This is a genomic window from Bifidobacterium avesanii, assembly GCF_009299475.1.
In the GTDB taxonomy this organism is placed as follows: Bacteria; Actinomycetota; Actinomycetes; order Actinomycetales; family Bifidobacteriaceae; genus Bifidobacterium; species Bifidobacterium avesanii.
This window is the reverse complement of sequence record NZ_WBSN01000001.1, coordinates 1-19541: the sequence shown is the minus strand read 5'-3', so window position 1 is coordinate 19541 and position 19541 is coordinate 1. Positions and strand designations below refer to the sequence as shown.

22 protein-coding genes are annotated in these 19541 nt (G+C 65.7%); 7 read left to right on the top strand and 15 right to left on the bottom strand.

The annotated features are described in order from the left end of the window. Nucleotides 1–16 precede the first annotated feature (16 nt). Both DSM100685_RS00110 and DSM100685_RS00105 read left to right on the top strand, forming a co-directional pair. Nucleotides 17–670 carry an ABC transporter ATP-binding protein gene (locus DSM100685_RS00110; RefSeq protein ID WP_152349351.1) on the top strand — a complete coding sequence of 218 codons (654 nt, stop codon included), beginning with the start codon at nucleotides 17–19 and terminating at the stop codon, nucleotides 668–670. Between the two features lie 80 nt (nucleotides 671–750). Beyond that, nucleotides 751–1125 carry a hypothetical protein gene (locus DSM100685_RS00105; protein WP_152349350.1) on the top strand — a complete coding sequence of 125 codons (375 nt, stop codon included), beginning with the start codon at nucleotides 751–753 and terminating at the stop codon, nucleotides 1123–1125. Nucleotides 1126–1410: 285 nt separating this feature from the next. On the opposite strand, the gene DSM100685_RS00100 is transcribed toward DSM100685_RS00105, so the two are convergent. From DSM100685_RS00100 to DSM100685_RS00050, 11 genes are all read right to left on the bottom strand, one after another. Beyond that, nucleotides 1411–2877 (bottom strand): xylulokinase, encoded by a 1467-nt coding sequence (locus tag DSM100685_RS00100; protein ID WP_152349349.1) that lies wholly within the window; start codon nucleotides 2875–2877, stop codon nucleotides 1411–1413. Beyond that, entirely contained in the window at nucleotides 2870–3412 is a 543-nt protein-coding gene (locus DSM100685_RS00095; protein ID WP_163200755.1) for a GNAT family N-acetyltransferase, read from the bottom strand. Before DSM100685_RS00095 ends, DSM100685_RS00100 begins: the two co-directional genes overlap by 8 nt. 144 nt (nucleotides 3413–3556) lie before the next feature. After that, the gene (locus DSM100685_RS00090; protein WP_152349348.1) at nucleotides 3557–3997 is read right to left on the bottom strand and encodes a PH domain-containing protein; all 441 of its coding nucleotides are present in this window, start codon (nucleotides 3995–3997) and stop codon (nucleotides 3557–3559) included. A 239-nt stretch (nucleotides 3998–4236) separates the two neighbouring features. Continuing rightward, nucleotides 4237–5118 (bottom strand): HAD family hydrolase, encoded by an 882-nt coding sequence (locus tag DSM100685_RS00085; RefSeq protein WP_152349347.1) that lies wholly within the window; start codon nucleotides 5116–5118, stop codon nucleotides 4237–4239. Nucleotides 5119–5238: 120 nt separating this feature from the next. Beyond that, entirely contained in the window at nucleotides 5239–5487 is a 249-nt protein-coding gene (gene secG / locus DSM100685_RS00080; protein WP_150353589.1) for a preprotein translocase subunit SecG, read from the bottom strand. A gap of 87 nt (nucleotides 5488–5574) precedes the next feature. Then, nucleotides 5575–6372, bottom strand: coding sequence for a triose-phosphate isomerase (gene tpiA / locus DSM100685_RS00075; RefSeq protein ID WP_152349346.1), 798 nt, complete (start codon nucleotides 6370–6372; stop codon nucleotides 5575–5577). Nucleotides 6373–6498: 126 nt separating this feature from the next. Next, nucleotides 6499–7704 carry a phosphoglycerate kinase gene (locus DSM100685_RS00070; protein WP_152349345.1) on the bottom strand — a complete coding sequence of 402 codons (1206 nt, stop codon included), beginning with the start codon at nucleotides 7702–7704 and terminating at the stop codon, nucleotides 6499–6501. Between the two features lie 118 nt (nucleotides 7705–7822). After that, nucleotides 7823–8773, bottom strand: a complete 951-nt coding sequence (whiA, locus tag DSM100685_RS00065) for a DNA-binding protein WhiA (RefSeq protein WP_152349344.1) — start codon at nucleotides 8771–8773, stop codon at nucleotides 7823–7825. Nucleotides 8774–8986: 213 nt separating this feature from the next. After that, nucleotides 8987–9907: an RNase adapter RapZ gene (gene rapZ / locus DSM100685_RS00060; protein WP_152349343.1), complete on the bottom strand. Its 921-nt coding sequence runs from the start codon at nucleotides 9905–9907 to the stop codon at nucleotides 8987–8989. Beyond that, entirely contained in the window at nucleotides 9908–10885 is a 978-nt protein-coding gene (locus tag DSM100685_RS00055; protein WP_152349342.1) for a shikimate dehydrogenase family protein, read from the bottom strand. A 98-nt stretch (nucleotides 10886–10983) separates the two neighbouring features. Continuing rightward, entirely contained in the window at nucleotides 10984–12075 is a 1092-nt protein-coding gene (locus DSM100685_RS00050) for a YdcF family protein (RefSeq protein ID WP_152349341.1), read from the bottom strand. 183 nt (nucleotides 12076–12258) lie between these two features. Between DSM100685_RS00050 and DSM100685_RS00045 the strand changes: the two genes are divergently transcribed. Both DSM100685_RS00045 and DSM100685_RS00040 read left to right on the top strand, forming a co-directional pair. Then, nucleotides 12259–12771, top strand: coding sequence for a DUF2975 domain-containing protein (locus tag DSM100685_RS00045; protein WP_152349340.1), 513 nt, complete (start codon nucleotides 12259–12261; stop codon nucleotides 12769–12771). Continuing rightward, nucleotides 12772–12993 (top strand): helix-turn-helix domain-containing protein, encoded by a 222-nt coding sequence (locus DSM100685_RS00040; protein ID WP_152349339.1) that lies wholly within the window; start codon nucleotides 12772–12774, stop codon nucleotides 12991–12993. It abuts the gene before it with no gap. Between the two features lie 157 nt (nucleotides 12994–13150). On the opposite strand, the gene DSM100685_RS10895 is transcribed toward DSM100685_RS00040, so the two are convergent. Continuing rightward, complete coding sequence (locus DSM100685_RS10895; protein ID WP_239512585.1) at nucleotides 13151–13228, bottom strand: hypothetical protein; 78 nt, start codon at nucleotides 13226–13228, stop codon at nucleotides 13151–13153. Nucleotides 13229–13446: 218 nt separating this feature from the next. Continuing rightward, nucleotides 13447–13716 carry a type II toxin-antitoxin system RelB/DinJ family antitoxin gene (locus DSM100685_RS00030; RefSeq protein WP_152349338.1) on the bottom strand — a complete coding sequence of 90 codons (270 nt, stop codon included), beginning with the start codon at nucleotides 13714–13716 and terminating at the stop codon, nucleotides 13447–13449. Between the two features lie 177 nt (nucleotides 13717–13893). Between DSM100685_RS00030 and DSM100685_RS00025 the strand changes: the two genes are divergently transcribed. Next, nucleotides 13894–14211 (top strand): hypothetical protein, encoded by a 318-nt coding sequence (locus DSM100685_RS00025; RefSeq protein ID WP_239512571.1) that lies wholly within the window; start codon nucleotides 13894–13896, stop codon nucleotides 14209–14211. A gap of 156 nt (nucleotides 14212–14367) precedes the next feature. Here DSM100685_RS00025 and DSM100685_RS00020 read toward each other — a convergent pair whose 3' ends face one another. Next, on the bottom strand, nucleotides 14368–15000 hold the full coding sequence (locus DSM100685_RS00020) for a DNA-binding protein (RefSeq protein WP_239512570.1): 633 nt from the start codon (nucleotides 14998–15000) through the stop codon (nucleotides 14368–14370). A 259-nt stretch (nucleotides 15001–15259) separates the two neighbouring features. Beyond that, entirely contained in the window at nucleotides 15260–17194 is a 1935-nt protein-coding gene (locus tag DSM100685_RS00015; protein ID WP_152349337.1) for a helix-turn-helix transcriptional regulator, read from the bottom strand. A 241-nt stretch (nucleotides 17195–17435) separates the two neighbouring features. On the opposite strand from DSM100685_RS00015, the gene DSM100685_RS00010 reads away from it, so the two are divergent. Next, nucleotides 17436–18227 (top strand): ABC transporter ATP-binding protein, encoded by a 792-nt coding sequence (locus DSM100685_RS00010; protein WP_152349336.1) that lies wholly within the window; start codon nucleotides 17436–17438, stop codon nucleotides 18225–18227. After that, nucleotides 18224–19541 (top strand): ABC transporter permease (locus DSM100685_RS00005; RefSeq protein WP_152349335.1); only part of this gene is annotated, 1318 nt, incomplete at its 3' end. The genes DSM100685_RS00010 and DSM100685_RS00005, both read left to right, overlap by 4 nt.

The following is a 19541-nucleotide window of genomic DNA, read 5'->3' as shown; positions in this document are numbered from 1 at the left end:
CTTAAGGAGCGTCACCATGACCACCATCATCTGCCGGAACCTCGCAACCGGCATCAACGGCCGGATCATCACCGGCAGCGTCAACCTCGACATCACGCCCGGCACGATGACCGCCTTGACCGGGCCGAGCGGCTGCGGCAAAACCACGCTCCTGCATACCATCGGCCTGCTGCAAACTCCGGCGGCCGGCACCCTGGCCGTCGACGGGGTTGACGCGACCGCTTGGAACCAGCGCCGGCGCCGCCGATTCTGGCGGGACAAAGCCGCGTTCATCCTGCAGGACTACGGCATCATGGACGAGGAAACCGTCGGCTTCAACGTCAGCATGCAGCTCAACACGCTCGGGCTGGCGGTCGGCGGCGACCGTCGGCGCATCCGCAACGCCCTGCGATCGACCGGGCTCGACTCCCGAGCCGACGAAGCCGCATCCCATCTGAGCGGCGGTGAGAAACAGCGTCTTGGCATCGCCCGCGCCATCTACAAGAACGCGTCCGTGATCCTCGCCGACGAGCCCACCGCCTCGCTCGACGCCGGTAACCGCGCCAACATCATCCGGCTCCTGCGCGAACGCGCCGCCCAAGGCGCGGCCATCGTCCTCGCCACCCACGATCCCGTGCTCGTCGGGGCAAGCGACCGCGTCTACCGGATCGGCGCCCATTCCGACGAATGACCTCGCGCATCCCCGGTCGCGAGTCACCGCCGTTGCCATCGTCATTGTCAACCATGCATTACCGATCCAAGGAGCCAACCATGAACGTCGCACTTCGTCCCCGCCGCATCGTCGTCATCGTCCTGATCGCGTTTCTTGCGGGCGCGCTCATCGCCGCCGTGCTCGTCGTCACCGGCGCGATCACGTTCCACCGCGCCGACAGCGTGCCCTGCAACGGACTCACTTCCTACGAGCAGGTGCAGACCGCGGTCCGCGACAAGGCCGATACGATCGGGCGAATCAAAGATTCCGGCAGCGGCGTGACCGTGGAGCCCGTCAAGGCCGACTGCCCCTCCGCGAACGGGCGATTGGGGTATCTGCGCGTCACCTACGCCAACGATGGGGAGCGCGACGCCATCCGGAAGATCCTCGGCAGCGGGGAACTGGGCGTGTTCGTCGTTCTCGACAGGCGGTAGCGGTTCGCCGTCTTGTTCCCCCGACGCGCCACGCACGGCATGGCAGTTTGACCACGGAAGGCCCGTATTGTCCCCCGCAATGGCGGAATACCGGGCATCGGCGAGGAAATGCGGCCGTTCCGTGGCCGGCGAACCAGCCAGTCGAACCGGCCACATGCCGATTTCTGACCTCATGCCGGCCGAAGAACCCGGTTTTTCGCATTGCCGGGCATTGGAATTCCACCGATATTGGAACGCCACGACGCCAGTCTTACCGGGACCTTAGGTCAGAAATCGATGCGAGGCCTACCGCAGCCCGCCCAGTGCCGGGTAGAGCGCGAGAAACCGGTCGAACACGCCGTCATAAACACGGGCGGCCGCCGGATCCGGCTCGTAGGTCCGCCCGCCGGACGCCGCCTCCACCAGTTCGGGTCTGCCGAACACGAGCGACGCCAAGGCGACCGCGGGCAGGATGTCGGCATGGTCGAACACGCGCACCGGATGGTCCAGCACGTCCGCGAGGATCTGGCACCACACGGTTTCGCGCGCCCCACCGCCGATCAGGGAGATCGACTCGGGCGCGGCGTCGAAGCTCGCCATGCCCTGGCGGATGGACAGCGCCACGCCTTCGAGGGCCGAGCGCAGCAGGTCGGCGCGCGTGGCGTCGGGAGACAGCCCCACGTATGCGCCGCGCACGGTCGGGTTCATCACCGGGAAGCGCTCCCCCACCAGGTACGGCAGGCACAGCACGCCATGCGCGCCGGGCGCCGACCGCTCCAGCAGGGCATGCGCGGCCGCGTAGTCGCCGTCCGCAAGCGTGCCGGTGGCCCACCGGTGCACGTCGCCGGCGTTGAGGAACGGCACCGCGTTCACGAAGCCGTCCGCCACGCCGAAGCGCAGATTCGCGGCGCCGGGCTTGCCGGTGAACGGCTCCGGGGACACGGTGGCGATCCAGCCGGACGTGCCGAGGTTGACGTTGTACTGGCCGGGTCGCGTCACGCCGCTGGCGAACGTGGTCGCGCCCGCGTCGCCGATGCCCGCATACACCGGGGTACCGGCGGGCAGTCCGGTGAGCGCGGCCGCCTCGGGCAGCACGGCGCCCACGCGGTCCTGCGGGTTGTGCAGCTCCGGCAGCATGCGGCCTGCCTCCGCGTCCAGCCCCGCCGAGGCGCACAGTTCCGCGCTCCATCGGCCGGTGCGGATGTCCATTGCGCCGGCCGTCGAGCAGGCGGCCACATCGCCGACGCACACGCCCGCAAGCCGCGCGATCAGGTAGTCCTTCGAACTGATGAGCACGTGCCGCGTCCGGGCGAAGCGCTCCGGCTCGTGCGCGCGCATCCACATGAGCTTCGGCAGGGGCAGACAGCCCTCCAGCCGGTTGCCGACCGTATGCAGGAACCGTGATTCGCCGCCCTCATGGCGTTCGGCCAGCGCGGCGGCCTCCCGCGACGCGCGCCCGTCCGAATACAGGATCGCATTGCGCACGGGATCGAGGTTCCCGTCCAGCGCGATCACATCCTGCATCTGACCGCTCATGATCACGCCGCGAATCCGCCCGCCCGCCGCGCCGATCATGCCGCGCGCGACTTCGCGGAACACACGCCACCACTCGTCCGGATCCTGCTCGCGCCGGTCGCCGTCGATGATGAGGCCGAGATCGCCGCTCGCACTGGCGACGATCCGCCCCTCCCTGTCCACCAGCGCGCCCTTGATGGCCGTGGTTCCCGCGTCGAACGTGGCGACGAGACCACCCGTTTCAGTGTGCTCAGTCATCGCTCTCCTTGTCCGTATGCTGCTGCGTGAACGTGAGCCGCATCTGGTGCCAGACCACGTTGCCGTGCGTGGAATCGGATACACCCTCGTCCACGTATCCGAATCGTTCATAGAAGCCCACGAGCCGGTCCTTGCACGTGAGCACCAGTCCCCTGCGTCCGGCGCCGCGCGCGTCGTCGACCACCCGGCGCATGAGCAGGCTCGCCAACCCGCGGTGCCGGCATTCCGGCGCGGTGACGACGCCGAAGATCATCTGCCAGGCGCCTCGCGGATTGTGCATCGACGCGTCGGCGTACATGTCGTCCGTGAGGTCCGGCCGGTCGGTGGCCATGCCGTTGATGAACGCGAGCAGCCGGTCCCCGCCGTCGACGAGCAGCCAGAAGCATTCCGGATAGGCGGCGACGCGTGCGCGGATCTGGTCTTCCGTGGCCGCCTCCGCGGGCGGGAATTCAGCGGCCTCCACCGTTGCGATTGCGGCCACGTCCGTCGAAGTGGCATGGCGGATGGCCAAGTTGTGGTGCTCAATGCCGTTCATGCTGTTCACAGTACGCCGGATTGGCATCGGCTGGGCTTCGGCGTCTCGCCGGGGGAAGGCGTGGCGTGAAGCCCGTTCGTGGAGCCGGCGGGAACACGGGCGGCGTGCCTCGCGCCCGCACGCTGCCGCCGCGGCGGTCAGCGATCAGCGGCCGTCGTCGTATGCGCCGGATTCGCCGTAGTCGGCGTCGTCCCGCCCATAGTCGATGCCGTCTCCGGAATCCATGAACTCGCGGGTGCTCACGCGGTTCACGCTGCGGGCCGCGTCCACGGCGTACTGGAGCTCCTTGCGCACCTCGAAGCCGTGGATGACGTTCTTGAGCACGATTTGTCCGCCGCTGGACTGGTCGCGCGCGTCAATGATGATGGTGCTCAGCCCGAACAGGCGCTGGAGCAGCGTGCGCTCGATGGTGATGTCCACGATGCGGAACAGCTTGGTGGTGTCGAAGGTTTGGCGCAGCACGCCGGTCTTCACGTCCAGCTCGTCGGCGGTGAGCGTGTAGGTGGTGAAGGTGAATGGGGTGCGGCACCAGTTGCGCTTGCGCTGGGTCCAGATCACGTCGCCGTCCGCCATGTTCGATCCCATGCTGTCCTCCTCGATCGGCTTGCAGGGGCTTCACGGTCCATTGTAATGGGCCGGAGGGAACCGGCCGGTTCACGGAATGAGAGCGTCTTCATTGAGTGAGACGGCGCCATGCGCTTGAGGGATGCGCGGTTCCGCGTCATTGTGCGGATTGGGCTTGGGCGCCATGCCCGACGTTGCGTGTTTTCCGTCTCACGGAACGAAGGGGGCCGCGTTCCGTGAGACGGAAAACACGCGGCGGGTCAGCGTGCCCGGCCCAGACGGGCGTCGATCCACCGCGCGACGCCGTCCTCGTCGTTGGCGGGGCACACCTCGTCGGCCACGGCGAGCACTGCGGGGTTCGCGTTGGCCACGGCCACGCCGAGCCCGGCGGTTTTCATCATGTCGATGTCGATGAGGTCGTCGCCGAACGCCGCGGTCCGCTCCGCCGGCACGCCGAGCCGTTCGCAGACGAGCTTCAGGGAGTGCGCCTTGTTGGCGAGCGGGTTCATGAGCATCCACATCACGCCCTCGGAAACGGACACCGCGAAGTCGTCGGGCACGAGCGCGCCGAGCGCATCCCACTGGTCGCGTTCCGGGAAGATGATGATTTTGTCCGCCACGCCCGCGGGCACGCCCTGTTCCGTGCGGCCCGCGCCGGCCGAGAAGTCCGTGTAGCGCCACGTCTGCGTCTTCCAGTAGATGCTCACGTCGAAGTTGGTGTAGCGCACGTCGTTCATGACGATGCCGCACTTGAGGCCCGGGATGCGTTCCGTGAACAGGCGGCACACCTCGCAGGCGCGCCCGGCGTCGAAGCCGATCTTGACGAGGGCGGGGTCCTCGCTCACGTCGTCGCGGGTCAGGGATTCGTAGGAGGATTCCAGCGGATGGAAGTCGATGAGCGCGCCGTTGAGGTACACGCAGGCGTCCACGGGCAGCCGCTGCACGATCCTGAGCCCCGTGCTCACGGGCCGTGCAGTGGACACGGCGAGCTTCATGCCGGCCTCGTGCGCGCGGGTCATGGCGTCGATGGCGGTTTGGTCGAGGTACCGGCCCTCGAACGTGTCCGCGCCGTGCAGCAGCGTGCCGTCCAGATCGACGACGAGCAGTTGGACGTCGTGGCGTGCCTTGGCGTTGGGTTCCATGGTCGTGTGACTCCCCTCATTGTTTCCGGAGATTCGGGGCGAACGCGTCTCCCCGAGAAACGAAAGGGACCCGGGACCACACGGTCCCGAGCCCCCGAAAGCGTATGCCGGCCGGTCGCGTCAGATCAGGCTGAACTTGGTGAGCAGGCCGAGCGTGATGATGACGGCCACCCAGATGAGCGCCACGATGACGGTCAGGCGGTTCAGGTTCTTCTCGGCCACGCCGGAGGAGCCCGCGTTCTGGGTCAGGCCGCCGCCGAACATGTCCGACAGACCGCCGCCCTTGCCCTTGTGCATGAGGATGAGCAGGGTGAGCAGCAGCGATGCGATGACGACGATGATCTCCAGCGCGATCTTGAGAGCGACCAATTTGACCTCCACATTGTTGAACTCTGACACATACTACCCCATCCCGGGGAAGAATGCCGCGTTTTTCGGCCGCATGGCGGCGATGTTTCAGAACGAGCGCACGCTTTTGGCCGCGAGCCGGCAGATCTTGGCGTACTCGTCGGCATCCAGCGAGGCGCCGCCGACGAGGAACCCATCCACGTCCGCGCCCTCGATGAGCTGTGAGGCGTTGCGGGAGGTGACCGAGCCGCCGTAGAGGATCCGCATGCCGTTCGCCACGGCGGGGCCGAACTGCTCGCGGATGCTGCCTCGGATGGCGTGCGCGGCCTGCTGCGCGGAGTCGGGGGTGGCGACCATGCCGGTGCCGATGGCCCACACGGGCTCGTAGGCGACGATGAGCTTGGCGGCGTCCTCGTCGGACAGGTCGCGCGTCACGTCGTGCACCTGGCCGACGGCGAATTCGAGCTCGATGCCCTGCCGGCGCTCCTCGAAGCTCTCCCCCACGCACAGGATCGGCCGCATGCCGGCGGCGAGGACCGCGCGCACCTGGTCGACGATGTTCGCGTCGTCCTCGGGATGGTATTTGCGGCGCTCGGAATGCCCGACGATCACGTACGAGCAGCCGAGGCGGCTGAGCATGTCGGCGGAGACGTCGCCGGTGAACGCGCCCTGCGAGGTGACGGAGACGGCCTGCGCGCCGTAGCGGATCTTGAGGTCGTCCGCCTCGACGAGCACCTGCACGCTGCGCAGCGCGGTGAACGCGGGCATGAGCGCCACCTCGCAGCGGCGGAAGTCGAAGTGCGCGTCACGGAGCAGCCACGCGAGCTTCTGCACGAAGTAGGTGGCCTCGAGGTGGTCGAAGTTCATCTTCCAGTTGCCCGCGACCAGCGGGGTGCGTGACGCCATGATGCCCTTTCCCTTGAAATTCCCTGAAATCCTGCCCATGAAGCCCAAGGGGTAGTCCGGCCCCGGCGATCCGGACGGCCGTCTACCCCTTGCGCGTTTGGATGATTCGCCTTGATGGCGGGAAGACTACTCGAGCACCTTCAGGCCCGGGAGCTCCTTGCCCTCGAGGAACTCGAGGGAGGCGCCGCCGCCGGTGGAGATGTGCGAGAAGCCGTCCTCCGGGAAGCCGAGGTTGCGCACGGCGGAAGCGGAGTCGCCGCCGCCGACGATGGTGAAGGCGCCGGCCTTGGTGGCGTCCACCAGACCCTGGGCCACGGCCTTGGTGCCGGCCGCGAACTCCGGAACCTCGAACACGCCCATCGGGCCATTCCACACGACGGTCTTGGAGTCCACGATCTTGTCGTGGAACAGCTTCTGGGACTCCGGGCCGATGTCGAGGCCCATCTTGTCGGCCGGGATGGCGTCCGCGGGCACGACCTCCGGGGCGACCGGGGTGTCGCCGGCCGGGAAGCCGGCGTTCACGACCACGTCGGTCGGCAGCACGAGCTCGACGCCGTTCTTCTCGGCGGTCTCGATGTAGCCCTTGACCTTGTCCAGCTGGTCCTCCTCGAGCAGGGAGGTGCCGACCTCGTAGCCCTTGGCCTTGAGGAAGGTGAAGACCATGCCGCCGCCGATGACCAGACGGTTGGCCTTGTCGAGCAGGTTCTCGATGACGCCGAGCTTGTCGGAGACCTTGGAGCCGCCGAGCACCACGGTGAACGGGCGCTCCGGGTTCTCGGTGGCCTTGGAGAGGGCCTTGACTTCCTTCTCCACGAGCAGGCCGGCGGCGGCCGGCAGATCGGCGGCCACGTCGTAGTTGGAGCCCTGGGCGCGGTGGACCACGCCGAAGCCGTCGGAGACGAACACGTCGCCGAGGGCGGCGATCTTCTTGGCGTACGGGGCGCGCACGGCGGGATCCTTGCTGGTCTCCTCCGGGTTGAAGCGCACGTTCTGGAGCAGGACCACGTCGCCGTCGTTCATCGCGGCGACCTTGGCCTGGGCGTCCTCGCCGTAGGTGTCGGCGGCCAGCGGGACCTCGACGCCCAGCAGCTCGCCGAGGCGCTTGGCGACCGGGGCCAGGGACAGCTCGGGGACGACCTTGCCCTTCGGACGGCCGAGGTGGGCCATCAGAATGACCTTGGCGCCCTCTTCGCGCAGGGCCTTGATGGTGGGCAGGGCGGCCTTGATGCGGCCGTCGTCCGTGATCGTCTCGCCCTTCAGCGGGACGTTGAAATCGGCGCGGACGAGCACGCGCTTGCCCTTGAGATCTCCAAGATCCTTGAGTGTCTTCATGTATATCCTTTCCTAACTGCGTATGCAGGGAATGGGCTTATTGCCAATTCCGCATCTTACAGGCCATAACGAACAAACCCCGCCATTTGCGGCGGGGTTTGAAACGGGTTTCGCGCTCTCAGGCGTTCTGCTGGGCGCGCTGCTTCTCGACCTTGGCGCTCAGCTGGAGCAGACGGCGGATGCGGCCCGCGATGGCGTCCTTGGTGACGGGCGGGTCGGCGAGGCGGCCGAGCTCCTCGAGGCTCGCGTCGCGGTGGTCGAGGCGCAGCTGGCCTGCGGCGCGCAGGTTCTCGGGGATGTCGTCGCCGAGGATCTCGAACGCCTTGATGACCTTTTCGCTGGCCTCCACGGCGGCCTTGGCGCTGCGGCGCATGTTCGCGTCGTCGAAGTTGGCGAGGCGGTTGGCCTTGCCGCGCGATTCGCCGTCGGAGCGCTTGCCGCTCCACTGGCGGGACGACTGGGTGGCGCCGAGCAGCAGCAGCATGCGCTCGATCGCGTCCGGGTCGCGCAGGGTGACGCGCTCGGAGCTGCGCACCTGACGGGCCTTGACGTTCACGCCGAGGCGGCGGGCGGTGCCCACCAGCGCGAGGGCGGCCTCCTGACCGGGGCAGATGATCTCCAGATAGCTGGCCTTGCCCGGGTCGGACAGTTCGCCGTGCGCGAGGAACGCGCCGCGCCAAGCGGCCTTGATCTGTGCGATGTTGCCGCTGACGATGTCCGCCGGCAGGCCGCGCACCGGACGCTTGCGGCGGTCGAGCAGACCGGTCTGGAGGGCCAATGCGCCGCCGGCGCGCAGCACGCGCACCGAATAGCGCTGGACCGTGCCCGTGGGGGGTTGGCGGGAGACTTCGATCAGGTCGGAATCATGGCCGAACACGTCCTTGATCGCGTCCTGCAGCCACTTTGCGGCATCGAGCGAGTCGAACTGGGCCTCCACAACGATATGGTTCTGGATCAGGTGGAGTCCGCCGCCGAAACGGATCATCGCGGCGGCCTGAGCCTTCTTCGCTGCAGGCAGTTCGTTGTCGATAGCGGCAAGTTCGCTTTTGACGTCATCGAGCAGTGCCAAGAGCAAGCCTCCTACAACTTTTATTCTCTCTGTTATGCGGGTCGCGCGGGGTCCACCCGAGCAACCACCGAGTTTCCGTGATACCGAACCGGTTGGACAACATTCCCTGTCTTACGCCTGTTTTTCGGGCAAACGTTCAGCATGCGGAACGATTGCCGCGGACGGCTGCCGCGGGCCGGCGGACGCAAGCGGGCATCGGCGACCCGCAACGCGTCAAACGTTTTGCCGGTGGCGGTGGAGCTCCCGGGCGGAGACGGTCACGTTGAGGCCCCGGCCGCGCAGCCTGCGGGCCAGCTCCTCGCTCATGGCGACGGAGCGGTGCTGCCCGCCGGTGCAGCCCACGGCGATGGTCACGAAGTGCTTATCCTCGCGCGCGTAGCCCTGAATGGCGGTCAGGATGGCCTGCTCGTAGGAGTCGAGGAACGCCTTGGCGCCCTCGCTGGCGAGCACGTAGTCGCTCACGGGCTTGTCGATTCCTGTGAGCTCCCTGAGCTGGGGCACCCAGAACGGGTTGGGCAGGAACCGCACGTCCGCCACGAAGTCGGCGTCCAGCGGGATGCCGTACTTGAACCCGAAGCTGAAGATGTGCACGGCGACGGTGGTCGGCCCGGTGCCGAGCAGGCCCTCGTACAGCTTGGTGGACAGCTGGTGGATGGACAGGCTGGACGTGTCGATGACGATGTCCGCGCGCTCCTTGAGGTGGGCGAGCAGGGCGCGCTCCTCGTTGATGCCGTCGATGAGGCGACCGCCGCGCTGCAGCGGGTGCGGCCTGCGCACCGACTCGTAGCGCTTGACGAGCACCTCGTCGCTGGCGTCGAGGAACAGGATGCGGGTCTTGACGCCCAGATCGTCCAGATGGCTGAGCACCTGCGATAGGTCGTCGAAGTAGGTGCGGGAGCGCACGTCGATCACCGCGGCGAGCTTGTGGATCTTCGACGCCGAGTTGGTCATCATGTCCACGAGCGGCACGAGCAGCTTGGGCGGCAGGTTGTCCACCACGTACCAGCCCATGTCCTCCACGCTGTCGGCCGCGTGCGAGCGGCCCGCGCCGGACATGCCGGTGATGAGCAATACTTCGAAGTCGTTGGCCGGCTCCGGACGGTCGTTTTCCTCGTTCTGTGCGTGTTCGGCCATTTACAGCACCTCCTCAAGCGCCTGGCGCATTGCGATCTCCACATGGTCGTCGTCCACGGTCGTGTTCTGCAGACGGCTGTCCGCGTCACTGGGCGGGTCCCCGTCCCAAATGCCGGTCATGAGCAGCACTTGGATGAGGGCCTGATACAGCAGCATCTCCTCGCCGCCGATGGCGAGGCCCCCGCGTTCGCGCCACGCGTGCATGAGCGCCGTGGGCCGCGGATCGTAGACCACGTCGAGCAGGCGGGCTCCGTCGGTTGGCTTGGCCGCGGCGGATGCCTCGGCGAGCAGCGACGCCACGGGGTCGGCCGCGCGGCCGGGAATCGTGCTGACGACCACGCTCGCCTTGGAGAACGCGTCGAGCAGCGCGGCGTCGTCGTCGAGGGCGATCACGTTCAGCGCGTTGCTTCGGCGCAGGAACTTCTCGGCCAGCGGCTTCAGCGCCGGGTTCTTGTCCGGATGGCGGGCGGCCACGGTGATGTGCCCGATCTCCGGCATCATGGTGCAGGCCGCCACCGCGGAGGAGGCGGTGTTGCCGTTGCCGATCACCAGCGCGAGCCCTTGGCGGTCGTCGTCCGTGTGGATGCCGGCCGCGCGGGTCGCATGGTCGAAGGCGAGCTGGATGCCCACCACGTCGGTGTTGTAGAGGCGCACCTGCGGCTTCGGCTCGCCGCTTCCGTCATTCCCGGACCAGTCGAACACGGCGGTGTTGGCGACCTTGAGCTCGCGCGCCCACAGGTTGGAGGGTTCGCCGTACGGCTGGATGGTCTTCTTGAGCGGCATCGTCAGGCTCAGGCCCGCCCACGTCGGGTCAAGGCCCTTGAGGAACCCGTCGAGGTCCTCCTCCCCCACCTCGTGGCGGTCGTACCGCCAGTCGTCGAGGCCGAGCGCCCGGTACGCGGCGTTGTGCAGCACTGGCGAGAGCGAATGCGCGATCGGCTTGCCGAGCACGGCGCAACGATGATTGACCTGGGTCATAACCCTCCTTGTTCGCTTACCCATCCTAGCGTACCGTCGACGCCGTTCCCGGATAGCCCGGCGTCCATTAGCGTGGAGCCGGACGTGGGGGCGAGCGCTCAACCGACGACCGCCGCCATCGCCATGACGGCAACCAGCATGGGCGCGCCGAAGGCGACCCAGTGCTCGCGTACTACGGCCGAGTATTCGCGGATCATGCGTATCGATCGCCGTCCGAACGGCACCGGAGCCGCGACTGCCGCGCTCGGCAAGTCCATGCCCATGGCCACTGCGGAGGCGCGCAGCATGTCGCAGCCGTCGACGATCAGCAGAACGCCCGGCGCCGTTCGGGCATCAGACTGCCCGAGCGCCCCGGATTTTTCAAACGCCTCGAGATTGCCGGCGAGGGTACCGTGCCCCAGCCACGCGATCGCCGACTTCGGGACGCCGCGGGCCGTCAGCAAATCGCGCATGTGAATTGTGTCGTCGCTGCCGTCGTCGTCACGCACGCCGCCAACGGCGAGCAGTGCCGCTCCCCCGCCCCGGATCCACAGCTCGGCGGCCCTGTCGAGACGCGCCGTCAGCAACGGATCGCCCTTTGCCGGACGCACCCCGGGCAGCCACTCGTCAAGCCTGTCGCCGTCCACGGTGCGCCCCTGCACCAGCATCACGGAATATCCCCCCGGATCAACGGACCGCCCGGCGTAGATGCGCGCATACAGCCGCATGCCGACGAACGGCACGCTCAGCCCCAACGCCGGCACGCCCGCCACGGCCAGCGCCGTCATCAATGCCGGCGAACCCACAACGGCATAGAACACCCGCGGCGCGAAGACCATCGTCACCATCGCCGCGCTCCATGCCACGCAGACCGCACTCGAACACAGGCCGGCCAGCATGCCCGCAATCGGCATGAACGGATATTCGGGCGGATGGAACGGGACGAGAGCCGCGTACAGCAGGGCCCGGAAGGCGAATATGAGGGGCGGGGCCACCGCGGTTGCCGTCGTCAGCAGCACCAGCGCGTTCCACGCCACGTCCATCGACAGATGCCAGAACATCCCCGCCAGGGCGCCGAGCCAGATTCCCGCGAACAGGTACGGACCGTTGCGCAGTCGCCGCGGGTCGCGCCGAATGGAGGCGGTGAAGCAGACCAGCAACACGACCGACGGAACGAGCGGCCAGAGTGGATTTGGCAGGTGCGTGAACATGGGAAACCTCCTCCGGCGTCTGACGCTACGGACGATTGGCGGGCCATCGGCGGCCGCGATGCCGACAGTGTACAACGCAGTGGCCGTGTAAGGGGCGAAGGCGATGCCCCAATCTTGCAAAGCATATTGTTATTCGATATACTCATATCGACAAACAACATATCCATCGAAAGGATGGCCGTCATGTCCCAATACGTCAGCATATGGGCGCTGCGCGCGCTCAAGGGATTCTCCATACTGGCCTGGCTGGCCTGCGCATGGGGCCAGCTGGTCGCCGTGCCGGCGCTCAGCGAGGCGATGGCGGGCCTGTATCCCAGCCAGACGCCGATGCGCTGGCCGTATGTCGTCATGGGCGCATTGCTCCTGCTGTGCGTGGAGGTCGCGTTCGTGGGCGTCTGGCGGCTGCTCTCCCTGTCCGGCTCGGGCGCGGTGTTCACCGCCAAGGCGCTGCCGTGCGTCAACCTGATCATCGGCTGCGCGGCGGCCGCCACGGTCCTCACGGCGGCGGTGCTCGGTGCGTTCGCCGCGACCGCGCCGGGCGACGCGACCATGCAGGCGATGGATTACTGGAGCGTCGTCACGGTGCTGGGCGTCGGCGCCGTCGCCGGGGTCGGGTTCACGCTGCTCATGGTCGTGATGCGGGGCCTGCTGCGGGCGGCCACCGACCAGTCCGACGAGCTCGGGCAGGTGATCTGAATGGCGGTGCGCATCAACCTCGACGTCATCATGGCCCGGCGCAAAATCGGCGTGAGCGAGCTTGCCGAGCGGATCGGCATCACCCCGGCGAATGTGTCCATCCTCAAGAACGGCCGTGCCAAGGCCATCCGCTTCACCACCCTCGACGCGCTCTGCCGCGCCCTCGACTGCCAGCCCGGCGACATCCTCGAGTGGGTGCCGGACGGCGAGGCGGAGGGCTGACTCGCCCGACCTCATGCGGGCGATTGCATCCATATGAGTCCGCGAGGGAATGTTACCGCGCTTCCCTCCGTAGGAGCCCGGGGAACTGTCTCGGAAGTGCGTAACTGACCTTGACCACCGGTCGCGGGCCGGCGGCGTAGTGCCTGTGGGGAATCGGCTATTTGCCTAGCAGCTCGTCGTGGTTGCCGGTGCGCATGAACACGGCGGTGCCGTCATCGCGTATCCATAGAAGCAACCAGTTGCCGGCGTTGCCGATATGACATTCCAGTACACCGGCCAAATCACGGTGAGCGTGCGAGCTTGATGTCTGCGCCTCAGTGTCTCCTTAGACTGTGAGGTGTCTTCAAGCACTAGCCGTATGACTTCCTTGAGTGGTGCCATGTCGACGTGCCTGCGTTTGAGCCTCTTAACGTCCCGCTGGAACGCGGCGGTGTAATCCGGCTTAAGCATCCGTCAGATCCCCAACGAATCGAACATTTCATCGGCATCGTTGAACCGGGGTTTGCCGTCGGCAACCCTGTTCTTCGCTTCGACCAGCGCCTGCATGGTCTCGTTCGGCACGGCCGTATAGGACAGGTTGAGCGGGATGCGTTTCTCACGCACGATCTGCCGGTAGAACGCGCGCGTGACCGAGGACAGGTCCAGACCAAAGTCCTCCGCGATGGACGCGGCCTTCTGCTTGGTATCCGCATCCACGCGGACAGTGACTGATGCCATGCTCATCGTGAACCTCCCAACACCATCGTGTAAGACAATGGTATAAGTTTGCAAGATGATAGTCGATAAACGAAAGACCGGAGTAAAGAAACGCGACGGGCAACGATTATGGGAATTTCGCATGGTCCGCGAAAATGTCTCCGGGCCAACGCTGGTTGCGATTGTCCACCGCTGCCGCGTTGATTGATTTCTAGCATCATCAGCCTGACCGGGCTCGTCAACCGGCTTGCGCTGCCCGTCTTCGAACGGACCAACGAGATCAGCATGCTGCGCGCGCTCGGCACCAGTCCCCTCGTCTCTTGGAGCATTGCTGGATTCTTCATTGTCGCCGGTCTTCCGATCAGCTCCGATATGTTCGAGAATTCGCCGATGCTATACGCTGTTATACCGACCACATGGTTGTTAAGCGGGGCGGTATTCGCCGGTTATGTGATTCCGGTCGGTGTGGTCGTTGCCACGGCAAGTGTATGGCTGCTGCTCAAGGCGGTGAAACGTGTCTAGTACCGAATCGCCAATCAGAAAGATTCACTTCTTAATCGGAAGCAGAGCTTTCTGGTCGAACCGTCAGGATTGAGACCTGCGACAATCCGTTGTTGGCTTTTCGCGGTGTCATACCTGCATTCTGAAGCGATGCTTGAAGAGAGTGGCGACTGCCGTCTACGCATTGGGTTGCGGTTCGTGTTCGAGCGCGAGTTTCATCTTGCTGTTGCCCACCAGCCACGTATGAAGGTCACGGTCCAGGATCATCGCCAGATCGAAGCATGCCTGTACCGCTTCCGCCAACGTGATGCGCCGGTTCTCGCCCGGTAGCGGGATGCCGTTGACAATCGGCTCGTGATGGGCGACCCTGTTGCGCAAGGCGTGCACGGTCTTGACGATGTCCAGCGCGTAGCTCCTCGTCCACTTGGCGTTCGCAGCCGATGCGTGCCGGCGCCCGCCGGGGAAGGCCTTGACGATGCCCTTGCACCAGAAGTCGTTCTCGTAGTCGGCGCTGCCCTCGTCCGGCCAGTGCGCGTGGATGGCTCCACCGTTCTCCAGCAGGTTGCGCCAGAACCCGAACGTCAACGCCGCGACGAGATGCCCGTGCGTGTGTCGTTTCTTCTGTTGGACGGTGAGATGGTTCCATGCCTCGCGGATCTGGCGTTGGGCGCGGTCGTCGAAACGGAGCCCCGCCATGTACCAGTCCCCGGTGCCGGCCTGTTCCGAGGAAATGAGGGACAGCCGCCGGTCCATGTGGTTGCGCAGGGCGACTTCGAGGATGGCGATGTCTCCCATGCAGGCGCTGGCCATGTCGTGAGCCTACAGGTACAGTCGCAGCGCAGGGCATGAGCGCCGCCGTGCTTCGGGATCGTAGGATGCGAGCCGTTCGTCGGTGATGCACGCGCGTAGCGCCCTCTTCTGCGGACTGCCCTTGCGAGGAGTTTGCGAGAGAAAATCGGGCGCCGGGTTTGACTGTCGAGTCATAACCCATTATCATGTTCCATGAATTCCCCCAATGGGCCTCTCCGGACGGTTTTCGACTGAGCCGTGATGCACTGGGGGTTCTCTTTTATTCAGTATTTTTTCTCGGATTGGGATACCCGTCCATTGAATGCCGCACAGCCCAGACTATGAGCCGCACGCGGTTGGTTTGGCCGGTTTTTCTGAGGATGTTGCCGATGTGGGTTTTGACGGTGGACACGCTGACGCCCAGATTTGCGGCGATCTGCTCGTTGGAATCGCCTTGGACGACGCGGGCGAGGATGACGTGTTCCCGGCTGGTGAAATCGGGGAGATCGTCGTTCCTGCTATACGAGGCCTCGCCGTCGTCCGCGGATGCCGTCACCGGCGCCGACGTCTGGACGGAACCGGTGACGAGACGCCGGTTGAGGCGGTTCATGGTGGTGGTGTCCATGACGGTGTTGCCCGAGACGGTGGCGCGTATGGCGTCGAGGAACCGTTCGGCGCTGCTGTTTTTGAGGAGGAATCCGCTGGCTCCGGCATCGAGCATGCCGATCGCGTAGGCGTCGGTGTCGTATGAGGTCAGCCCGATGATACGTGTTTCCGGCAGATCGTGGATGATGATGCGCGTGGTCTGGATGCCGTCGAGTCCGGGCATGCGCACGTCCATGAGGATCACGTCCGGTTTGGCCTGTCGAGCCGTGCGTATCGCGGTTTCGCCGTCCGTGGCCGTGGCGATGACGCTCATGTCGGGTTGCGCGTCGATGATGCGCGCGAACCCGTCGAGGATCAGCGTCTGGTTGTCGATCAGCATCACGCGGATGGGCCGTGTCCCGTCCGTATTCGGCATCGTCATCATTGCCGCCCTCCTTGCCTGTGTCCATTCAGCAGTCTCGTTCGATGCCGCCGCCAACGGTTCCCGTTGATGGGGCAGTGGCCAAACGGCATCGATCGAACAGAGCCCATTCGTCATGCTGACGCTGGCGTGACCATCGTATTGCTCGCATCTCCACCGGATGCCGTCAAGACCATGCCCATGCCGTTGTCGTTCATGGGTGTTCGATGATGCCGATGCGCAGGGGAGGGCCTCATACGGGTTTTCGCAGTGCAGTCGAATATCATCGCCGGTGATGGTCAGGGACAGGTCGACGCAGCGTGGTTGCGCGTAACGCTGCGCGTTGGTCAGGCATTCCTCGGCCACCCTGTATACGGCGTGGGACAATCCCGTCGGCAGGTACGGTGATTGCGTATCTGCCTGATGCAGGTCGATGATCAGTCCGTGCCTTCGGTATCCGATGATAAGACCATCGAACTGGTCGAGCGTGGGTTCCGGTGAATGGTCTTCTTTCGTGTTGTCGGATAACAGGGCACGCAGATCGGCGACGGCCTCGCGCGAGGCTTGGGAGATGTCCGCGAACACCGTGCGCGCTGTGGGGTCGGCGGTGGTCGTTCTGCCGCTTTCGGCTTGGACGGTGATGCCGGTGAGCGTGTGGGCGAGGATGTCGTGCATCTCGTGGTTGATGCGCATGCGTTCCTCCAATACGGCCAGTCGCGCACGCATGTCGCTGTCATGTTCGGCCATGATCCGGCGTTCTTCCTCCGCCTTAAGCCTCATGTCCTTGGCACGGTTGAGCCGGCCCGCCTGCCATGCGGCCAGCATCAGACTGCCCGCGAACAACCCGGCCACGGGCATCGTCCAATCCGTCGAGCGGATGATCACCAGATGCAAGCCGAACGCGACGACGGGCAGCAGACACGATGCCAAGCCAACCAGTCGACAATGTTTCACCCAACTGACCCCGCACAGGAACGCGGATGCTATGGACATGAGCTGGCCGATCAACGTGAACGAACCATAGACCGTCGTGTAGGCGGCGGAAACGACGGCCGCCAATACGGCGAAAACGGTGAACCGCCGTCTCATGAACACGATGGAGGCGACGGCCACGCTCGCCCATACCCAATCGCCCATGCCCGCCGTGCCGAACAGCGTGCACAGCAGCACGCCGAACAGGGCGATCGCGTCCTCCGTATGAACCTTCATACCAGCGACGTTGCCCGTGTCGGTTGGCCGATACCATGATTCGCAATGATGGTTTCCCGCCCCTCATTCCACGGGACCTCATACCTAGGTACCAGGTCGCTCGCACTTCGGTGCAGGTCGAGCGTGAATTGATTCATGCGGATGATATCCCGCACGATTCGGCCCCCGTAGGTTGATTCCTGAAAGGATGTTTCGGCTATCGATTATCGGAACGATTGGAACACAACAGGAAGGTGTCGACATGACGGACACATGGGGAGCAAACAGCGGCTTGGACGCATATCCGGCTGCCGTGGAGGCGCTTGACGTGCGCAAGTCGTACGGTTCCGGCGTGGCCGAGACGGTCGCGGTGGCAGGGATTACGGCCCGGTTCGAGAAGGGCAGGTTCACGGCGATTGTGGGGCCGTCGGGGTCGGGCAAGACCACGTTATTGCATCTGCTGGCGGGGTTGGATACGCCGACTTCGGGGCGGGTGATTATCGATGGCGTGGATATTTCGACGTTGTCGGATGATGCGTTGTCCGATCTGCGGCGTGACCGGATCGGGTTCATCTTCCAGGATTTCAACCTGCTGCCGTATCTGACGGCGGAGCAGAACATCGCACTGCCGTTCACGCTGCGCGGCAGGCAGCCCGACCGGCAGGCCATACGTGGGATCGCGCGTGAGCTGGGTATCGAGAACCGGCTCGATCACAAGCCGCAGGAGATGAGCGGCGGGCAGCGGCAGCGTGTGGCGGTCGCCCGCGCGTTGGCCGGGAATCCCGCGGTGGTGTTCGCGGACGAGCCGACCGGGGCACTGGATGTGAAGTCGTCGCGCCAGCTGCTGGCGATTTTGCGGGATATGGCGTCGCGTCGCGGGCAGACGATCGTGATGGTCACGCATGACCCGAACGCCGCCGCCTACGCCGACCGGGCGCTCGTGGTGCGTGACGGGCTGATCGCGGTGGACGTCGCGCATCCGGTCGCGGTGGACGTGGTGCGCGTGCTCGAACAAAGCGCCGAACCGGCGAATGCGGAAGCGGGTGCGCGATGATCCGGGTGGCGTGGGCGCAGATCAGGCATTCCCCGTCCCGACTGCTCGCTGTCCTGTTGGCGGTGGTCCTGTCGGCGGCGATGCTGGCGGGCACGGTCGTGTTTCAGGGCACGTCCACCGCGAGCATGGCCACGGTCACGGCCGCGCCGTTGCAACCCGTGGATGTCATCATCGATCCCGGCGACGCCGACGTGAAATCATTGAAGCCTTCGTGGGCCGAGGACGTGCTCGCCAGGGCGCGTGTCAACGGCAAGGTGAAGGCGACGGCTCCGTATTATGCGGCCACGGTCACCGCGTACGGTGCGGATGCGCGTGGCACGGCGAACGTGTATTCCGTCGCCCGCGACCCGTCCCTGCGCTGGTTCGGACTGGAATCCGGCAACTGGCCGAAGTCCGCCGACCAGATCGTCATCTCGCAGGATACTGCCGGCAAGCTCGGTGTGCGGGTCGGCGGCACGGTCACGTTGAAATCGTCCGACGGCACGAAGCACATGGTGACGGTCAGCGGCGTCAATGATGTGCGGTTCAAGCCGATGACCGGCACCGACTACGCGATCTACGCCGACCAGTCGTACTTCGGTGACATGACGCCGGGCGAGCTGTTCGTCAAGCTCAACGACCCCTCCGACATCGATCCGGTCACCCAACGTCTTATGGCGGCTGCCGGGGCGGATGGTGTCATGGCGGTCACGGGCGCGGAGATGATTCGGCAGGCGTCGGCGATGATGGCCGGCGGCAGCACGCAGCTGACCGTGATCATGGCGGTGTTCGCCGTTATCGCCCTGCTCTGCGCGATGATGGTGATCTCCAGCACCTACCGGACGTTGATTGCGCAGCGCACGCGGGACATCGCCATGCTGCGCCTGATCGGGGCACGCAGGGCGAACATCCGTTCGCTGGTATTGTCCGAAGCGCTGATCACCGCCGTAGCCGGCACGCTCATCGGCGCCCTGATCGGCATGGGCGGCGGTTACGCGGCCATGACGGCGATAGGCCAGGCGTTCGGCGGATTCGCCGCCAATCCGCTCCTGCTGGCGGGAACGCTGCTGCTGACCGTTGCGGCCACGGTATTGACCGCATGGACGACCGTACGCCACGCCACGCGCATCCCACCCATCCAGGCATTGGACGGAGCGGCACAGTACGAAGACGGCAACGACGACATGAAGGAGAATGGCAGGACGCATGGGGGTGCGGACGAAAAGTTGGACGCTTTGGCGTCCGGATTGGAGTCCGCAATGTACCGCAAGGACGTCAAGCGCATGGTCGTCGGCCTGTTCTACGACGACCGCATCAACGCGCCCGAGATCATCC